This window comes from Streptomyces sp. enrichment culture, assembly GCF_964273255.1.
Taxonomy (GTDB): Bacteria; Actinomycetota; Actinomycetes; order Streptomycetales; family Streptomycetaceae; genus Streptomyces.
On record NZ_OZ186835.1, the window covers coordinates 4,443,275 to 4,461,159 of the forward strand.

Genomic DNA, 17,885 nt, shown 5'->3' on the forward strand with positions numbered 1-17,885 from the left:
GCACGGTCATCCACATGCCCCCCGGCCTGAAACGCCCCCTCCCTACGTTCGGCACGACCGAGCTGTGGAACACCGTGGAGGCGTCATGACAGCCCGCAGTAACCGCTGGATCCAGCAGTGGGATCCGGAGGACGAGACCTTCTGGAAGCGGGCCGGGGAGCGTATCGCCCGCCGCAATCTCCTCTTCTCCGTGCTGTCCGAGCACATCGGGTTCTCGGTCTGGACGATGTGGTCCGTGCTGGTGCTCTTCATGGGCCCGGAGTACGGGCTCACCCCGGCCGACAAGTTCCTGCTGACCTCGGTGGTCACCCTGGTCGGTGCCGTGGTCCGGGTGCCGTACACCTTCGCCGTCGCCGTCTTCGGCGGGCGGAACTGGACGGTGATCAGCGCCGGGCTGCTGCTGGTGCCGACCGTCGCCGCCTTCGCCGTGATGGAGCCGGGCACCTCCTTCTCCACGTTCCTGGCGGTCGGCCTGCTGGCCGGGATCGGCGGCGGCAACTTCGCCTCCTCCATGACCAACATCAACGCCTTCTTCCCGATCCGGAAGAAGGGCTGGGCGCTGGGCCTGAACGCCGGCGGCGGCAACATCGGCGTCCCGGTGATCCAGCTCGCCGCGCTCGCCGTCATCGGCGCGGGCGCCGGGCCGCGCGTGCTGCTCGGCCTCTACATCCCGCTGGTCGTCGTCGCCGCCGTGCTCGCCGCGCGGTACATGGACAACCTCGCCCCGGTGCGCAACGACACCGGCGCCGCCCGGGAGGCCGCGCGGGACCCGCAGACCTGGATCATGTCCTTCCTCTACATCGGCACCTTCGGCTCGTTCATCGGCTACAGCTTCGCCTTCGGCCAGGTGCTGCAGAGCCAGTTCGGCCGCACCCCGCTGCAGGCCGCGTACGTGACCTTCCTGGGCCCGCTGCTCGGGTCGCTGATCCGGCCGCTGGGCGGGTGGCTCGCCGACCGGTACGGCGGCGCGCGCATCACGCTGGGGAACTTCGTCGCCATGGGCGCGGCGGCCGCCGTGCTGATCGCCGCCTCCACCCGGCAGTCGCTCACGCTGTTCACCGCCGCCTTCGTCGTCCTGTTCGTGCTGACCGGCCTCGGCAACGGGTCGACGTACAAGATGATCCCGGGCATCTTCCGGGCGAAGGCGCTGGCCCGGGGGCTCACGGGGGAGGAGGCGGCGGTGTACGGGCGCCGGCTGTCCGGGGCGGCCATGGGGCTGATCGGCGCGGTGGGCGCGCTCGGCGGGGTCGGCATCAACCTGGCGTTCCGTCAGTCCTTCCTCGCCCACGGCTCCGGCACCGGCGCGTTCGTGGCCTTCCTCGCCTGCTACGCGGTCTGCTGCGCGGTCACCTGGGCCGTATACCTGCGCCGCCCGCCGGCCGGGCCGGCCGGACCGGAAACCGCCCGGCGGTCCGGCCCGCAGCCCAGCTACGCCGGCGTATGACGTAACACTGGTGACACGACGCCGAACCGAGCCCGTCATGGATCATTGGCAGGCTCGGCCCGGCGGGGAGGTGGAGCCGCACCTTCCCGCGGTACGCCGACTCCAGCCCGGGACGAGAACATGGACGACGACGCACGAGAGCAGCCACCCGCCCACGGGCCCCTCGCGGGCTTCACCGTGGGCGTGACCGCGGCGCGCCGGGCCGACGAGCTCGGCGCGCTGCTGGAGCGGCGGGGGGCCGTCGTGCTGCACGCGCCCGCCCTGCGGATCGTGCCGCTGGCCGACGACGGCGAACTGCTCGCCGCCACCGAGGAGATCATCGCCCGCGCCCCGGACGTGGTGGTCGCCACCACCGCGATCGGGTTCCGCGGCTGGATGTCGGCCGCCGACGGCTGGGGCCTGGGCGAGGACCTGCTGACCACCCTGCGCGGGGCGCGGATCCTGGCCCGCGGCCCCAAGGTGAAGGGCGCCGTGCGGGCCGCCGGGCTCACCGAGGAGTGGTCGCCCGCCTCGGAGTCGATGGCCGAGGTGCTCGACCGGCTGCTGGCGGAGGGCGTCGACGGGCTGCGCGTCGCGATCCAGCTGCACGGGGAACCGCTGCCCGGCTTCGTGGAGTCGCTGCGCGCCGGGGGAGCGGAGGTGATCGGGGTGCCGGTCTACCGGTGGCTGCCGCCGGAGGACCTCGGCCCCGTCGACCGGCTGCTGGACGCGGCCGTCACCCGGACGCTGGACGCGGTGACCTTCACCAGCGCGCCCGCCGCGGCCTCGCTGCTGGCCCGCGCCGAGGAGCGCGGCCGGCTCGACGACCTGCTGGCCGCGCTCGGCCAGGACGTGCTGCCCGCCTGCGTGGGCCCGGTCACCGCGCTGCCGTTGCAGGCCCGCGGCATCGGCACCGTGCATCCCGAGCGCTTCCGGCTCGGCCCGCTGGTCCAACTGCTCTGCCGGGACCTGCCCGCCCGCGCCTGCTCGCTGCCGGTCGCCGGGCACCGGCTGGAGATCCGCGGGCACGCGGCCGTCGTCGACGGCGCGCTGCGGCCGGTGCCGCCGGCCGGGATGGCCCTGCTGCGGGCGCTGGCCCGCCGGCCCGGCTGGGTCGTCGCGCGCGGCGACCTGCTGCGGGCGCTGCCCGGCGCGGGCCGGGACGAGCACGCGGTGGAGACGGCGATGGCCCGGCTCCGTGCCGCCCTCGGCACCCCGCAGCTGATCCAGACCGTCGTCAAGCGCGGCTACCGCCTCGCGCTGGACCCGCGGGCGGAGGAGAAGTACGCCGGTTCGTGAACGGGGTGCCGGCCGGCGGGGGCCCCTGGGGGCTTCCGGGCGGGCACGCGGACGGGCACTGTAGAAGGACGGTTTCCCGGCCCCCTCGCTCGCGCCGCACCGGCTTCCGGCCGGGGCGCACCCCAGGCGGTGACAGGCTCATGGCACTCGGCACGGCCACGGCGTCCCACGAGCTGCGGTTCGACACCGGACGGGTGTGTCTGGACCTGCTCGCCACCACGCATCCCGCCGAACGGCTCGACTCCCTCGCGGTCCTGCGCGCCTGGATCACCGGCTCCGGCCTGGTGCCGCCGGGCACCTCGCTCGCCCACGCCGACGCCTCCTGGCCGCCCGCGTTCAGTGAACTGCGGGGACTGCTGGTGCCGCTGCTGCGGGGCCGGCCCGCCCCCGGACGTCCCGCGCACGACCTCGCGCTGGCCCGGGTCAACGAACTCGCCCGCGTCGCACCGCCGGCCCCGCGGGCCGTCGCGGGGGCGGACGGCTCGCTGGTGCGGCGCCTGGACGGGCCGCCCCGGCGGGGCGCCCTGCTCGGCGCGATCGCCCGGGACGCGGTGGACCTGCTGACCGATCCGGTGGCGCGGGCGAGCCTGCGCCAGTGCGAGGGGGACAACTGCCCCATCGTGTACGTGGACACGTCCCGGGGACGCAGGAGGCGCTGGTGTTCCAGCGAGGTCTGCGGCAACCGCGAGCGGGTGGCCCGCCACCGCCGCCGCGCCGCCCTCACCCGCGCCTGACCACCCCCGCGGGGTCCCGGGAACGGCGTGCGGGGAGGTCCGCGCGCCGCGGCCGAGGTGCGCTCGCGGGGCCGGCCCGCGGCGCCCGTGTCCGGTATGCCGCTTGTGTGCTCCGCATCGCGAAGTGACGTTGCTTACACGCCGTTTGCCGTCCCGGGAGCGCGGGCAGCGATGCCCCTCCCGCCAGGTGTGTCGGAAATGTAAAGAGCGCGGGGGGAATATGTGGCTCCATGTCCCGGTCGTCACGTCACCCCGCAGAAATTGTCACCCCGCTTTGAACACCCGCCACTTGCCCTGCGTACCGGTAGTCGAGCGACCGACTGGGGGATCCCCCGGACACCGGAGGTGGGCGTGCGCAAGGATTCCGTCGTGGCCAATGAACGTGGAACGAGGGCCCGACATCGCGCGTCACAGCCCTCGGAACCTGACGAGGAGCTGATGCGTGCTCTGTATCGAGAGCACGCCGGACCCCTGCTGGCCTATGTCCTGCGGCTGGTCGCCGGAGACCGGCAGCGCGCCGAGGACGTCGTGCAGGAAACGCTCATCCGTGCCTGGAAGAACGCCGGTCAGCTCAATCGGGCGACCGGTTCGGTACGCCCCTGGCTGGTGACGGTCGCCCGGCGCATCGTCATCGACGGCCACCGCAGCCGGCAGGCCCGGCCGCAGGAGGTCGATCCGTCGCCGCTGGAGGTCATCCCCGCGGAGGACGAGATCGACAAGGCGCTGTGGCTGATGACGTTGTCGGACGCACTCGACGACCTGACCCCTGCCCACCGGGAGGTGCTCGTCGAGACGTACTTCAAGGGACGTACGGTCAACGAGGCGGCCGAAACGCTCGGGATACCCAGCGGTACGGTGCGCTCCAGGGTGTTCTACGCCCTGCGGTCGATGAAGCTGGCACTGGAGGAGCGGGGGGTGACGGCGTGATGAGTGTGTACGGGGGAAACCAGGGATTCGGCGCGGGTGGTACGGGTATGTCTGCTCCCATGGAGGGATCACCGGTGCCGAACGAGCACGAGACCGTCGGCGCCTACGCCCTCGGCATCCTGGACGACGCCGAGGCGGGCCGGTTCGAGATGCACCTCGCGACCTGCGAGTGGTGCGCCCAGCAGCTCGACGAACTCGCCGGGATGGAACCGATGCTGGCCGCGCTCGCGGACCTGCCCGGCTCCGGCACGCCGTCCATCGGCGAGTCGCTGTCCGCCAAGCCCTCCCCGCGCGTGGTGGAGAAGCTGGTCGACGAGGTCGCCGAACGCAGGGCCAAGAAGCGCCGCCGCAACTTCTACATGGTGGCGGCCGCCGGTGCGCTGATCGTCAGCGGCCCGTTCGTCGCCGTCGCGGCGAACAGCGGGGGCGGCGACGGCGGGGGCGACACCAACCGGACGCTCGCGGCGAACCCCGCCAAGGAAGCCTTCGACCAGATCCCCGACAAGATCACCGCCACCGACCCCACCACCAAGGTCTCCGTGACCGTCGCGCTCCAGGAGAAGGAGTGGGGCACCGGCACGGTCACCGAGCTGCGGAACGTCAAGGGTCCCGAGAAGTGCTCGCTCATCGCCGTCGGCAAGAACGGCGAACGCGAGACGGTCACCTCGTGGTCCGTCCCGTCCGAGGGCTACGGCCTGCCCGACGGCAAGACGGACAAGTCCAAGCAGCCGCTCTACATCCAGGGCGGCGCGGCCTTCGAGATGAACGAGATCGACCACTTCGTCGTGGTGAACTTCGACGGCAAGCAGCTCGTCGAAGTGGACGCGTAGCCTCACCCGGCCCCCTTCGCGTACGGTTGACGGCTGCCCAGCACGTCAGAAGGGGGCCCGGTGGCCGCTCAGGCTCAACAGGAATCCGCGGTCGGACCGGTTCACGACTCCGTCCGCGACCGGGAGATCCGTGTCGAACAGGAACACCTGGACCGGGTGTACCGGCGCCTTGAGGAGAAGATCGACGAGGCCGAGTTCCTCATGCGGGACGCGGCCCGGCGCGGGCAGGTCGGCACGCCCGGCGCGCTCGCCGAGCGGGACGCCCAGGTCTTCCGGGCCGGCGTCCACCTCAACCGGCTGAACAACGAGTTCGAGGACTTCCTCTTCGGCCGCATCGACCTGCTCCTCGGCAAGGACGGCAAGCGGGGCCCCGACGGCGCCTACACCGCCGTCGAGCCCGCCGACGGCGCCGTGCGCCCCGACGGCACCGCCGACATCGCCGAGACCCTGCACATCGGCCGTATCGGCGTCCTCGACCAGGACTACAGCCCGCTCGTCATCGACTGGCGGGCCCCGGCCGCCGCCCCCTTCTACCGCTCCACCCCCGTCGACCCGGGCCGCGTGGTGCGCCGCCGCGTCATCCGCTCCAAGGGCCGCCGCGTCCTCGGCGTCGAGGACGACCTGATGCGCCCCGAGCTGACCGCGTACCTCGACGGCGAGGAACTGCCCGTGGTCGGCGACGGCGCCCTGATGGCGGCCCTCGGCCAGGCCCGGACCCACAGCATGCGGGACATCGTGGCCTCCATCCAGGCCGAGCAGGACCTGGTGATCCGCGCCCCCGCCGCCTCCGTCACCCACGTCGAGGGCGGCCCCGGCACCGGCAAGACCGCCGTGGCCCTGCACCGCGCGGCCTACCTGCTCTACCAGGACCGGCGCCGCTACGCGGGCGGCATCCTCATCGTCTCGCCGACCCCGCTGCTCGTCGCCTACACCGAGGGCGTGCTGCCCTCCCTCGGCGAGGAGGGCCAGGTCGCCATCCGCGCCCTCGGCTCCCTGGTGGAGGGCGTCGAGGCCACCGTCTACGACACGCCCGCCGTGGCCCGCGTCAAGGGCTCCGCCCGCATGCTCAAGGTGCTGCGCAAGGCGGCCCGCGGGGCGCTGGAGACGGACGACGCGCCCACCCGGCTGCGGGTCGTCGCCTTCGGCCGCCGCCTGGAACTGGACGCCGAGGACCTCAAGGAGATCCGCCGCAGCGCCCTCGGCGGCACCGCCCCCGTCAACCTGCTGCGCCCGCGCGCCCGCAAGCTGCTGCTCGACTCGCTGTGGGAGCGCTCCGGCGCCGGCACCCGGCACACCGACCCGGAACTCGCCGCCGAACTGCGCTCCTCCTTCGACGACGACATCACCTCCGAGGACGACTTCATCGCCTTCCTCGACGCCTGGTGGCCCGAGCTGACCCCGTCCGCCGTGCTCGACGCCATGGCCGACGAACGGCGCCTCGGCCGCTGGGCCCGCCGCGTCCTCAACCAGGGCGAGGTCCGCCGCCTCGCCCGCTCGCTGCGGCGCGACGGCCGCTCCGTGCACGACATCGCCCTGCTCGACGAACTCCAGGCCGTCCTCGGCACCCCCGCCCGCCCCCGCAAGCGGCGCGAACTCGACCCGCTGGACCAGCTCACCGGCCTGGAGGAGCTGATGCCGGTGCGCGAGGAGAGCCAGCGCGAGCGGGCCGAGCGGCTCGCCCAGGAACGCGTCGAGTACGCGCACGTCATCGTCGACGAGGCGCAGGACCTCACCCCCATGCAGTGGCGGATGGTGGGCCGCCGCGGCCGGCACGCCACCTGGACGGTCGTCGGCGACCCGGCCCAGTCCTCCTGGTCCGACCCCGACGAGGCCGCCGAGGCCCGCGACGAGGCCCTCGGCTCCCGGCCGCGCCGCCGCTTCGAACTCACCGTGAACTACCGCAACCCGGCCGAGATCGCCGACCTGGCGTCCCGGGTGCTCGCCCTCGCCATGCCGGGCTCCGCGGCCCCGCGCGCGGTGCGCTCCACCGGCGTGGAACCGCGGTTCGCCGTCGCCGGCGGTCCGCTCGGGGAGGCCGTGCGCGCCGAGGCGGAGCGCCTGCTGGACCGGGTGGACGGCACGATCGGCGTGGTCGTCGCCATGCAGCGCCGCGAGGAGGCCCGCCGCTGGCTCGACGGACTCGGCGACCGGGTGGTGGCCCTGGGCAGCCTGGAGGCCAAGGGCCTGGAGTACGACGCGACGGTCGTCGTCTCCCCGGCCGAGATCGCCGACGAGTCCCCCGCCGGACTGCGCGTGCTGTACGTCGCCCTGACCCGCGCCACCCAGCAGCTCACAGTGGTCTCCGGGGAGCGCGACGAGCCGGACGCGTCCGGGGTTCCGGACCTGCTGCGGGACTGAGGGGGCGCGCGGAAAATTCGTCTCCGCGCGGGAATGGCCGACGGCGATCCGTTTGTTAGCCTGGATGTGACACCGGCCCGATCCAAGCCCCCGGGCCCAACCTTCGTCGCTTCGAGCGACCACTTGCCGCGAGGCGAGCATGGCGGGTCGGTGTCGCCCAACCGTCAAAGAGGCCCCCTGTCACCACATGGCAGGGGGCCTCTTTTTCGTGGCCCCGTACGGTCCGTACTGTCGGGGACGTGCGAACACAACGTTCGCAATCCGAGGCGGCTACCGCGTACTCGCTGGTAGGTGCGACGATCGGACAGCACGACGCGCCGCTGTGGGGACATGGCGACGCAGTAACGGAAAAAGCAGAGGAAGTCGGCCATGGCAACGGCGCCCAGCGTCTCCTACTCGATGACGATCCGGCTGGAGGTGCCGGCGAGCGGAACCGCCGTGTCCCAGCTCACCACCGCCGTGGAGTCCTCAGGCGGTTCGGTGACCGGCCTCGACGTCACCGCCTCCGGCCACGAGAAGCTGCGCATCGACGTCACCATCGCCGCCACGTCCACCGCCCACGCCGACCAGATCGTGCAGCAGCTGCGCGGCATCGAGGGCGTCGTCCTGGGCAAGGTCTCCGACCGTACGTTCCTGATGCACCTCGGCGGCAAGATCGAGATGCAGGCCAAGCACCCCATCCGCAACCGTGACGACCTGTCCATGGTCTACACGCCGGGCGTGGCCCGGGTCTGCATGGCCATCGCCCAGAACCCCGAGGACGCCCGCCGCCTCACCATCAAGCGCAACTCCGTTGCGGTCGTGACGGACGGCTCGGCCGTGCTGGGCCTGGGCAACATCGGCCCGCAGGCCGCGCTGCCGGTGATGGAGGGCAAGGCGGCCCTGTTCAAGCGGTTCGCCGGCATCGACGCCTGGCCGATCTGCCTGGACACCCAGGACACCGACGCGATCGTCGAGATCGTCAAGGCCATCGCCCCGGGCTTCGCGGGCATCAACCTGGAGGACATCTCCGCGCCGCGCTGCTTCGAGATCGAGGCCCGGCTGCGCGAGGCCCTGGACATCCCCGTCTTCCACGACGACCAGCACGGCACCGCGATCGTCGTCCTCGCCGCCCTGACCAACGCCCTGCGGGTCACCGGCAAGTCGATCGAGAACATCCGCGTGGTCATGTCGGGCGCCGGCGCGGCCGGCACGGCCATCCTGAAGCTGCTGCTCGCCGCCGGGGTGAAGAACGCCGTGGTGGCCGACATCCACGGCGTGGTGCACGCGGGCCGCGAGGACCTCAAGCAGGCCGCGCCCGACTCCACGCTGTGCTGGATCGCCGAGCACACCAACCCGGAGAACCTCACCGGCACCCTCAAGGAGGCGGTGCGCGGCGCCGACGTCTTCATCGGCGTCTCGGCGCCGGACGTCCTCGGCGCCGAGGACGTGGCCGCGATGGCCGAGGGCGCGGTCGTCTTCGCGCTCGCGAACCCGGACCCGGAGGTGGACCCGGCGATCGCCCGCCAGACCGCGGCCGTGGTGGCCACCGGCCGCTCCGACTTCCCGAACCAGATCAACAACGTGCTGGTCTTCCCGGGCGTCTTCCGCGGCCTGCTGGACGCCCAGTCCAGCTCGGTGACCACCCAGATGATGCTGGCCGCCGCGCAGGCCCTGGCCGACGTGGTCACCCCGGACGAGCTGAACCCGAACTACATCATCCCCAGCGTCTTCAACGACAAGGTCGCGGGCGCGGTCGCCGGGGCGGTGCGCGAGGCCGCGAAGGCCGCCGCCGACGAGGCGCACCCGGGGGCGTAGGGGCCGGGGTACGGGCGCTGTGAGGATCGCCACGCGGGCCCCGGGCGGCGCGTCGTGGAACCCGCACGGCGCCGGTGCCCTCTAGGGTGGCGGCCGGTACGAGCTACCGGTCTCCTGCCGACCGCGGCCGCCGGCGGACGGTGGCGCCGTCACCGCCCGAAAGGGCGGGGCGCTCCGTCGTGTGACTCCCACGGGTGTACTCACGGCGCATGCGGGTGCCGGATTGGCATTCCCGCCGCAGGTAGAGGCAGGATGCTTCACCAAGGACTACGTCCGGGGGCACCCCCAGTGGCGCGTGGGTCCGGATGACGGACCCGGGTTCGGGGCCTTTTCCGGGGCCCTGGCAGCATCGGCCTGGCCGTGCGCACCATGCGGCCCCGCCGCGTGGCTCGCCTCAACAGCAAGAAGAACACGGGAGTAACAACATGAACCGCAGTGAGCTGGTGGCCGCGCTGGCCGACCGCGCCGAGGTGACTCGCAAGGACGCCGACGCCGTGCTGGCCGCGTTCGCCGACGTCGTCGGCGACATCGTCTCCAAGGGCGACGAGAAGGTCACCATCCCCGGTTTCCTCACCTTCGAGCGCACCCACCGTGCCGCCCGCACCGCCCGCAACCCGCAGACCGGCGAGCCGATCCAGATTCCGGCCGGCTACAGCGTGAAGGTCTCCGCGGGCTCCAAGCTGAAGGAAGCCGCCAAGGGCAAGTGATCCGGCAGTCCGTACGTCCCGGGACGGCGTACGGCGCACCGTGACGCCGGAAGGGGCGGCCACCCGGTTCGGGTGGCCGCCCCTTCTGCTGCCGTTACGCCGCCGTTCCGCCGGCGCCGCCGGTTCCGTCGGCCGGGGGCCCGACGGGCGCCGGACGCCGGCCGCGAGCCCTCGGGCGCCTCCTCGGCACGGCGGACGCCGTCAGCCGTGCGCCGCGGCCCGCCCGCGGTGCCCCGTCAGCCGTGCGCCGCGCCCGGCCCGCGGGGCCGTCAGCCCAGTGCCTTGCCCGGCAGCTCGACCTTGGCGCCCAGCTCCACCAGCTTCTCCATGAAGTTCTCGTAGCCCCGGTTGATGAGCCCGATGCCGTGGACCCGGGACGTGCCCTGGGCCGCCAGGGCGGCGATGAGGTAGGAGAAGCCGCCGCGCAGGTCCGGGATGACCAGGTCGGCGCCCTGCAGCCGGGTGGGGCCGGAGACGACCGCGGAGTGCAGGAAGTTGCGCTGGCCGAAGCGGCAGTCGGAGCCGCCCAGGCACTCGCGGTAGAGCTGGATGTGCGCGCCCATCTGGTTGAGCGCGGAGGTGAAGCCGAGCCGGGACTCGTAGACCGTCTCGTGGATGATCGACAGGCCGGTGGCCTGGGTCAGCGCCACCACCAGGGGCTGCTGCCAGTCGGTCTGGAAGCCGGGGTGCACGTCCGTCTCCAGCGCGATGGACTTCAGCTGCCCGCCCGGGTGCCAGAAGCGGATGCCCTCGTCGTCGATCTCGAAGGCGCCGCCCACCTTCCGGTAGGTGTTCAGGAACGTCATCATCGAGCGCTGCTGGGCGCCGTGGACGTAGATGTTGCCCTCGGTCGCCAGCGCCGCCGACGCCCAGGAGGCGGCCTCCAGGCGGTCCGGGAGGGCCCGGTGGGTGTAGCCGCCCAGCTTGTCGACACCGGTGATGCGGATGGTGCGGTCGGTGTCCATCGCGATGATGGCGCCCATCTTCTGCAGGACGCAGATCAGGTCCTCGATCTCGGGCTCCACCGCGGCGTTGGACAGTTCGGTGACGCCCTCGGCGAGGACCGCCGTCAGCAGCACCTGCTCCGTCGTGCCCACCGACGGGTACGGCAGCCGGATCTTCGTGCCGCGCAGCCGCTGCGGGGCCTCCAGGTACTGGCCGTCCGCCCGCTTCTCGATGGTCGCGCCGAACTGGCGCAGCACGTCGAAGTGGAAGTCGATGGGCCGGCCGCCGATGTCGCAGCCGCCGAGGCCGGGGATGAAGGCGTGGCCGAGGCGGTGCAGCAGCGGCCCGCAGAACAGGATCGGGATCCGCGAGGAGCCCGCGTGGGCATCGATGTCGGCGACGTTGGCGCTCTCCACGTGCGTGGGGTCGAGCACCAGCTCGCCGGGCTCGTCCCCCGGACGGACCGTCACGCCGTGCAGCTGCAGCAGGCCGCGTACGACGCGGACGTCACGGATGTCCGGAACATTGCGCAGCCGGCTCGGAGCGCTGCCCAGCAGGGCGGCGACCATGGCCTTCGGTACGAGGTTCTTCGCACCGCGGACCCGGATCTCGCCCTCCAGCGGGGTTCCGCCGTGGACCAGCAGTACGTCATCAGCGCCGTTGACGGTCATGGATCTCGCGTTCCGTGGGGTGGTGGGGCAGGGCCGAAAGGCACAGGGTAGTCGGCCCGGGGCCCGCTTCTGTATGCCCGGACGGGGTCCGGCCACGTCATGAATCCGTCACAACACGAACTGTCCGGCGGCGGCCACGGGCGGTCACCGGCGCGGCCGTGCGCCCCGGGTGCACCGGGCCGCCCTGAGCTGCGTCCACTCCCGTGCACCCGTTGCCTCCCCATCGGGCCGGTGGATGCGGGATCATGTCTGGCATGACCGAGGTGTCCTCGCTCACAGGGCGGTTGCTCGTGGCCACCCCCGCCCTGGCGGACCCGAATTTCGACCGTGCGGTGGTCCTCCTCCTCGACCACGACGAGGAGGGGTCGCTCGGCGTGGTCCTGAACCGGCCGACGCCGGTGGACGTCGGTGACATCCTCGAGGGCTGGGCGGACCTGGCCGGCGAGCCCGGCGTCGTCTTCCAGGGCGGCCCCGTCTCCCTGGACTCCGCCCTCGGTGTCGCCGTCGTCCCCGGGGAGCCGGCGGACCGGGCCGCGCCGCTGGGCTGGCGCCGGGTGCACGGCGCGATCGGCCTGGTGGACCTGGAGGCCCCGCCCGAGCTGCTGGCCTCGGCCCTCGGCTCGCTGCGCATCTTCGCCGGCTACGCGGGCTGGGGTCCCGGCCAGCTGGAGGACGAGCTGGCCGAGGGCGCCTGGTACGTGGTGGAGTCGGAGCCGGGGGACGTGTCCTCACCGGCGCCGGAGCGGCTCTGGCGCGAAGTGCTCCGCCGCCAGCGCAACGAGCTGGCGATGGTCGCGACGTATCCGGACGACCCTTCACTCAACTGAAGCGTGTGACCTTCAGTACCCTTTCTTGCATGAGCACTCTTGAGCCCGAGCGCGGGACTGGTACGGGGACCCTCGTCGAGCCGACGCCGCAGACCTCCCACGGCGACGGTGACCACGAGCGCTTCGCCCACTACGTCCAGAAGGACAAGATCATGGCGAGCGCCCTCGACGGCACCCCCGTCGTGGCGCTGTGCGGCAAGGTGTGGGTGCCCGGCCGCGACCCGAAGAAGTACCCGGTGTGTCCCATGTGCAAGGAGATCTACGAGTCCATGGGCTCCGGCGGCGACGACAAGGGCAAGGGCAAGGGCGACAAGTAGGCCCGACCCCGCCGGTCGCCCCCTTTTACGGACTTCCCGGGCCCCCGGAGCGTGTGCGCACGCCTCCGGGGGCCTTTGTGCTGCCTTTTGTGCGCCCGTGTGTTGCGCGGTGTGCGTCCGCCGGTCACAGAGTGGTTGAGACCTCTTGTGGCCCCGCTCACCCTGTCCCTAGCCTCCGGAGTGTTGTGCACAGCAAAACCGCCATTGCGCATGTTGCAACACCCCGGAGGAGCTCCATGAAGCTGTCCGTCCGTCTGGTCGCCGCCGCGGCCGTCCTCGCCGCCGCCGTCGCGTGCGCCCCCCAGACCTCCGGCGACTCCGCCTCCGACACGGACGAGCGGACCGGCACCCTGCGGGTGTGGCTCTTCCAGGAGGTCAACAACAAGCCCAAGCAGCAGGTCGTCGACTCCGTCGTCGCCGGGTTCGAGAAGGCCCACGAGGACGTCGAGGTCACCGTCGAGTACATCCCCGTCGAGACCCGCGCCCAGCGCATCAAGGCCGCCTTCAACGACCCCGCCTCGGCCCCCGACCTCATCGAGTACGGCAACACCGACACCGCCGGCTACGTGAAGGACGGCGGACTCGCCGACGTCACCGAGGAGTTCGCCGCCTGGGACGAGGCCGAGGACACCGACCCCACCGCCCGGACCTCGGTCACCGTGGACGGCAAGGTCTACGGCGCCCCCTACTTCGTCGGCGTCCGCGCGCTCTACTACCGCACCGACGTGTTCGACGACCTCGGCCTCGAACCCCCCACCGACCAGGCCGGACTGATCTCCACCGCCAAGGAGATCCGCGCCGCCCGCCCCGACCTCTACGGCATCGCCGTCGGCGGCGCCTACACCTACGGCGCGATGCCCTTCCTGTGGGCCCACGGCGGCGAACTCGCCACCGGCAAGGGGGGTTCGTACGCCGCCGCCGTCGACCGCCCCGAGGCCCGCAAGGGCATCGAGGCGTACACCTCCCTGTTCGGCGACGACAACTGCCCGGCCGCCAAGTGCGCGGGCATGGGCGGCAACGACACCGTGACCGCCTTCGCCTCGGGCAAGGCGGCCATGGCGATCGGCGGCGACTTCAGCCACGCGGCCATCGAGGCGGGCAAGGTCAAGGGCAAGTACGCCGTCGTGCCGCTGCCCGGAGTGGAGCCCGGATCCATCGCCCCCGCCTTCGCGGGCGGGAACAACCTCGGCGTCCTGAAGTCCACCTCCCACCGCACCCTCGCCGTCGACCTGATGAAGCGGCTCGCCTCCAAGGAGGCGCAGGGCGAGATGTTCGAGGCGATGGGCTTCCTGCCCACCTTCACGGACGTGCGCGAGCAGGCCGCCGACGACGAGCCCTTCCTGAAGCCGTTCGTCCGCACCCTCGCCGCCGGCACCGAGTTCGTGCCGGCCTCCCCGGCCTGGGCGCAGATCGACGCCTCGCAGGTCCTGCCGACGATGTTCCAGGAGATCGTCAGCGGCAAGAAGGACGTCGCCACCGCCGCCGGCGACGCGGCCGAGAAGATGAACGAGGCGTTCGGGTCGGCCGGATGACGGCGCCCGCCACTCCGCCGGCCGTGCGGGCGCGGCCGGCGGCCCTCCCCGGGAAGACCCGCCCCCGCGGCCGCCCCCGGCCCCCGGCGCCGCGCCGCCGCCCCGGGGCCTCCCGCACCCCCTGGCTCTACCTCGCCCCCGCCCTCGTCGTCCTCGGCGGACTGCTCGCCTACCCGATCTACCAACTCGGCCTGATCTCGCTGTTCCACTACACCCAGGCGCAGGTCAGCGGCGGCGAACCGACCACCTTCGAAGGGCTCGGCAACTACCGGGCGCTCGCCGCCGACGAGCAGTTCTGGCAGGTGCTGCTGGCCACCGTGGTGTTCGCGGCGGTCTGCGTCCTCTCCACGCTCGCCGTCGGCTGCGCGCTCGCCGTGCTCCTCACCCGGGTGCGGGCCGTGCCCCGCCTGGCGCTGATGCTGGCCGCCCTCGGCGCCTGGGCGACCCCCGCCATCACCGGCTCCACCGTGTGGCTGTTCCTCTTCGACGCCGACTTCGGCCCCGTCAACCGGGTCCTGGGCCTCGGCGACTTCTCCTGGACGTACGGGCGCTACAGCGCCTTCCTCCTGGTCCTGCTCGAAGTGGTCTGGTGCTCCTTCCCGTTCGTGATGGTCACCGTCTACGCCGGGATCCGCGCCGTCCCGGCCGAGGTGCTGGAGGCCGCCTCCCTCGACGGCGCCTCGCAGTGGCGCATCTGGCGCTCGGTGCTCGCCCCGATGCTGCGGCCGATCCTGGTGGTCGTCACCATCCAGTCCGTCATCTGGGACTTCAAGGTCTTCACCCAGATCTACGTCATGACGGGCGGCGGCGGCATCGCCGGGCAGAACCTCGTCCTCAACGTGTACGCCTACCAGCAGGCGTTCGCCTCCTCGCAGTACAGCCTCGGCGCCGCCATCGGCGTCGTGATGCTGCTGATCCTGCTCGCCGTGACGCTGGTGTACCTGCGGCTGCTGCGCCGACAGGGGGAGGAACTGTGACGCACCCGAGCCAGGTCCGCGAGCGCGAGGTGAAACCCGTGCGCGGGTTCGTCCGGCGCCCGGGACGGCTGGCGGCCGAGACCGCCGCCCTGCTGACCGCCGCGGTGGTCGCCTTCCCCCTGTACTGGATGGTGCTGGGCGCCTTCAAGCCGGCCGGGGAGATCGAGTCCACCACGCCCCGGCCCTGGACCCTCGCGCCCACCCTGGACTCCTTCCGGCGGGTCTTCGGGCAGGAGGACTTCGGCCGCTACTTCGTCAACAGCGTGGTCGTCGCGGTCGCCGTGGTGGTCGCCTCGGCCCTCATCGCCTTCCTCGCCGCCACCGCCGTGACCCGTTTCCGGTTCCGGCTGCGGACCACCCTGCTCATCATGTTCCTGGTGGCCCAGATGGTGCCCGTCGAGGCGCTGACGATCCCCCTGTTCTTCCAGATGCGGGACCTCGGTCAGCTCAACACCCTCTGGTCGCTGATCCTGCCCCACATCGCCTTCTCCCTGCCGTTCGCGATCTGGATGCTGCGGGGATTCGTGAAAGCCGTGCCCGAGGCCCTGGAGGAGGCCGCGTACATCGACGGGGCGAGCCGGGCCCGCTTCCTCTGGCAGATCCTCTTCCCGCTCGTGCTGCCGGGCCTGATCGCGACGAGCGTGTTCTCCTTCATCTCCACCTGGAACGACTTCCTGTTCGCCAAGTCCTTCATCATCAGCGACATCTCCCAGTCCACCCTGCCGATGGCGCTGCTGGTCTTCTACAAACCGGACGAGCCCGACTGGGGCGGCGTCATGGCGGCGTCCACGGTGATGACGATTCCCGTACTGGTCTTCTTCGTACTCGTGCAGCGGCGTCTGGTCTCCGGACTGGGCGGCGCGGTAAAGGACTGACGTGACCTCTCCGACCGAACTCCTGCCCGCCCCGCTGGCCGTCGAACGGCCCCGGGACGGCACCGTCGAACTGTCCCAGAACACCACCCTGTGGGCCGGGCCCGGCACCGGCACCGCCGAACGCTGGCTGCGCGCCACCCTCGGCTCGGCCCTGCGCCTGCCGCTGCGCCCCGGCCCCGAGCACGCCCCCGACGGCCTGCGGCTGCGCATCGACGACAGCCTCGCGCCCGAGGCGTACCGGCTCACCGTCGCGGCCGGCACCGGCACCGAGATCACCGGCGGCAGCGCGGCCGGGGTCTTCTGGGGCGCCCAGACCCTGCGCCAGCTGCTCGGCCCCGACGCCTTCCGCCGGGCCCCCGTCCGGCCGGACGGGCCCCCGCGCCTGGCGGAGCAGACCATCGAGGACGCCCCCCGCTTCCGCTGGCGCGGCCTGATGCTCGACGTCGCGCGGCACTTCATGCCCAAGGACGACGTGCTGCGCTACCTCGACCTGATGGCCGCCCACAAACTCAACGTCCTCCACCTCCACCTGACGGACGACCAGGGCTGGCGCATCGAGATCCGCCGCCACCCCCGGCTGACCACCGTCGGCTCCTGGCGGTCCCGGACGAAAATCGGCCACCGCGCCTCACCGCTGTGGGACGACCGTCCGCACGGCGGTTTCTACACCCAGGACGACATCCGGGAGATCGTCGCCTACGCCGCCGACCGGCACATCGGCGTCGTCCCCGAGATCGACGTGCCCGGGCACTCCCAGGCCGCCATCGCCGCCTACCCGGAACTCGGCAACGCCGACGTCGTGGACACCGCCGCCCTGACCGTCTGGGACACCTGGGGCATCAACCCCAACGTCCTCGCCCCCACCGACGCCACCCTGCGCTTCCTGGAGGAGGTGCTCGACGAGGTCCTCGACCTGTTCCCGGCGGACGCCGGCAGCCCGTTCTCGTCGTTCGTGCACCTCGGCGGCGACGAATGCCCCAAGGACCAGTGGCGTGCCTCACCCGCCGCGCAGCAGCAGCTGAGCCGGCTCGGACTCGCGGACGAGGACGCGCTCCAGGCGTGGTTCATGGCCCATTTCGACCGCTGGCTCACCGCGCGCGGACGCCGGCTCATCGGCTGGGACGAGATCCTGGAGGGCGGCCTCGCCCCGGGCGCCGCGGTGTCGTCCTGGCGCGGCTACGCGGGCGGGATCGCCGCCGCGCGCGCCGGCCACGACGTGGTCATGTGCCCCGAGCAGCAGGTGTACCTGGACCACCGTCAGGACGCGGGCCCCGACGAACCGGTGCCCATCGGGTACGTGCGCACCCTGGAGGACGTCTACCGCTTCGAACCCGTTCCCGCGGAGCTGACGCCCGAGGAGGCGGACCGGGTGCTCGGCACCCAGGCCAACCTGTGGAGCGAGGTGATGGAGGACCGGGCCCGCGTCGACTACCAGGCGTTCCCCCGGCTGTCCGCGCTCGCCGAGGTCGCCTGGAGCGCCCTGCCGGCTCCGCCGGAGCGCGACTTCGCCGGCTTCCAGCGGCGGATGGAGGCCCACTACCGGCGCCTGGACGCCCTCGGGGTCGCCTACCGGCCGCCCGCCGGGCCGCTGCCCTGGCAGAAGCGTCCGGGCGTCCTGGGGCGCCCGATCGACGGCACGCCCCCGAACCGGTAGCCCGCACGCCCG

General features: G+C 72.5%; 15 protein-coding genes. 14 read left to right on the top strand and 1 reads right to left on the bottom strand.

What is annotated here, in order from left to right; genetic code table 11:
• Positions 1 to 85: 85 nt before the first annotated feature.
• The 8 genes from ACSU53_RS19220 to ACSU53_RS19255 all read left to right on the top strand — a co-directional run bounded on the left by ACSU53_RS19220 (position 86) and on the right by ACSU53_RS19255 (position 10,075).
• Positions 86 to 1,444, top strand: coding sequence for a nitrate/nitrite transporter (locus tag ACSU53_RS19220; protein ID WP_437029372.1), 1,359 nt, complete (start codon positions 86 to 88; stop codon positions 1,442 to 1,444).
• 120 nt (positions 1,445 to 1,564) lie between these two features.
• Positions 1,565 to 2,722 carry a uroporphyrinogen-III synthase gene (locus ACSU53_RS19225; protein ID WP_437029374.1) on the top strand — a complete coding sequence of 386 codons (1,158 nt, stop codon included), beginning with the start codon at positions 1,565 to 1,567 and terminating at the stop codon, positions 2,720 to 2,722.
• 140 nt (positions 2,723 to 2,862) lie between these two features.
• On the top strand, positions 2,863 to 3,456 hold the full coding sequence (locus ACSU53_RS19230) for a CGNR zinc finger domain-containing protein (protein ID WP_437029376.1): 594 nt from the start codon (positions 2,863 to 2,865) through the stop codon (positions 3,454 to 3,456).
• 345 nt (positions 3,457 to 3,801) lie between these two features.
• Entirely contained in the window at positions 3,802 to 4,383 is a 582-nt protein-coding gene (locus ACSU53_RS19235; protein WP_164338096.1) for a sigma-70 family RNA polymerase sigma factor, read from the top strand.
• Positions 4,384 to 4,457: 74 nt separating this feature from the next.
• Complete coding sequence (locus ACSU53_RS19240) at positions 4,458 to 5,213, top strand: zf-HC2 domain-containing protein (protein WP_343240622.1); 756 nt, start codon at positions 4,458 to 4,460, stop codon at positions 5,211 to 5,213.
• A gap of 60 nt (positions 5,214 to 5,273) precedes the next feature.
• Positions 5,274 to 7,571 carry a HelD family protein gene (locus tag ACSU53_RS19245; RefSeq protein WP_437029378.1) on the top strand — a complete coding sequence of 766 codons (2,298 nt, stop codon included), beginning with the start codon at positions 5,274 to 5,276 and terminating at the stop codon, positions 7,569 to 7,571.
• Positions 7,572 to 7,940: 369 nt separating this feature from the next.
• Entirely contained in the window at positions 7,941 to 9,368 is a 1,428-nt protein-coding gene (locus tag ACSU53_RS19250) for an NAD-dependent malic enzyme (protein ID WP_437029380.1), read from the top strand.
• A 425-nt stretch (positions 9,369 to 9,793) separates the two neighbouring features.
• Positions 9,794 to 10,075 (top strand): HU family DNA-binding protein, encoded by a 282-nt coding sequence (locus ACSU53_RS19255; protein ID WP_003990598.1) that lies wholly within the window; start codon positions 9,794 to 9,796, stop codon positions 10,073 to 10,075.
• A gap of 269 nt (positions 10,076 to 10,344) precedes the next feature.
• Here the strand turns inward: ACSU53_RS19255 and murA are convergent, their stop codons facing one another.
• Complete coding sequence (gene murA, locus ACSU53_RS19260; RefSeq protein ID WP_437029382.1) at positions 10,345 to 11,691, bottom strand: UDP-N-acetylglucosamine 1-carboxyvinyltransferase; 1,347 nt, start codon at positions 11,689 to 11,691, stop codon at positions 10,345 to 10,347.
• Between the two features lie 254 nt (positions 11,692 to 11,945).
• On the opposite strand from murA, the gene ACSU53_RS19265 reads away from it, so the two are divergent.
• From ACSU53_RS19265 to ACSU53_RS19290, 6 genes are all read left to right on the top strand, one after another.
• Positions 11,946 to 12,518: a YqgE/AlgH family protein gene (locus tag ACSU53_RS19265; protein ID WP_437029384.1), complete on the top strand. Its 573-nt coding sequence runs from the start codon at positions 11,946 to 11,948 to the stop codon at positions 12,516 to 12,518.
• Between the two features lie 29 nt (positions 12,519 to 12,547).
• Positions 12,548 to 12,835, top strand: coding sequence for a DUF3039 domain-containing protein (locus tag ACSU53_RS19270; RefSeq protein ID WP_081239264.1), 288 nt, complete (start codon positions 12,548 to 12,550; stop codon positions 12,833 to 12,835).
• A 236-nt stretch (positions 12,836 to 13,071) separates the two neighbouring features.
• Entirely contained in the window at positions 13,072 to 14,367 is a 1,296-nt protein-coding gene (locus tag ACSU53_RS19275) for an extracellular solute-binding protein (protein WP_437029386.1), read from the top strand.
• Positions 14,364 to 15,344 (top strand): carbohydrate ABC transporter permease, encoded by a 981-nt coding sequence (locus ACSU53_RS19280; protein WP_437029388.1) that lies wholly within the window; start codon positions 14,364 to 14,366, stop codon positions 15,342 to 15,344. The genes ACSU53_RS19275 and ACSU53_RS19280 overlap by 4 nt, the downstream gene beginning before the upstream one ends.
• A gap of 29 nt (positions 15,345 to 15,373) precedes the next feature.
• Positions 15,374 to 16,219 (top strand): carbohydrate ABC transporter permease, encoded by an 846-nt coding sequence (locus ACSU53_RS19285; protein WP_437033286.1) that lies wholly within the window; start codon positions 15,374 to 15,376, stop codon positions 16,217 to 16,219.
• A gap of 1 nt (position 16,220) precedes the next feature.
• Positions 16,221 to 17,873, top strand: a complete 1,653-nt coding sequence (locus ACSU53_RS19290; protein ID WP_437029390.1) for a beta-N-acetylhexosaminidase — start codon at positions 16,221 to 16,223, stop codon at positions 17,871 to 17,873.
• Positions 17,874 to 17,885 lie beyond the last annotated feature (12 nt).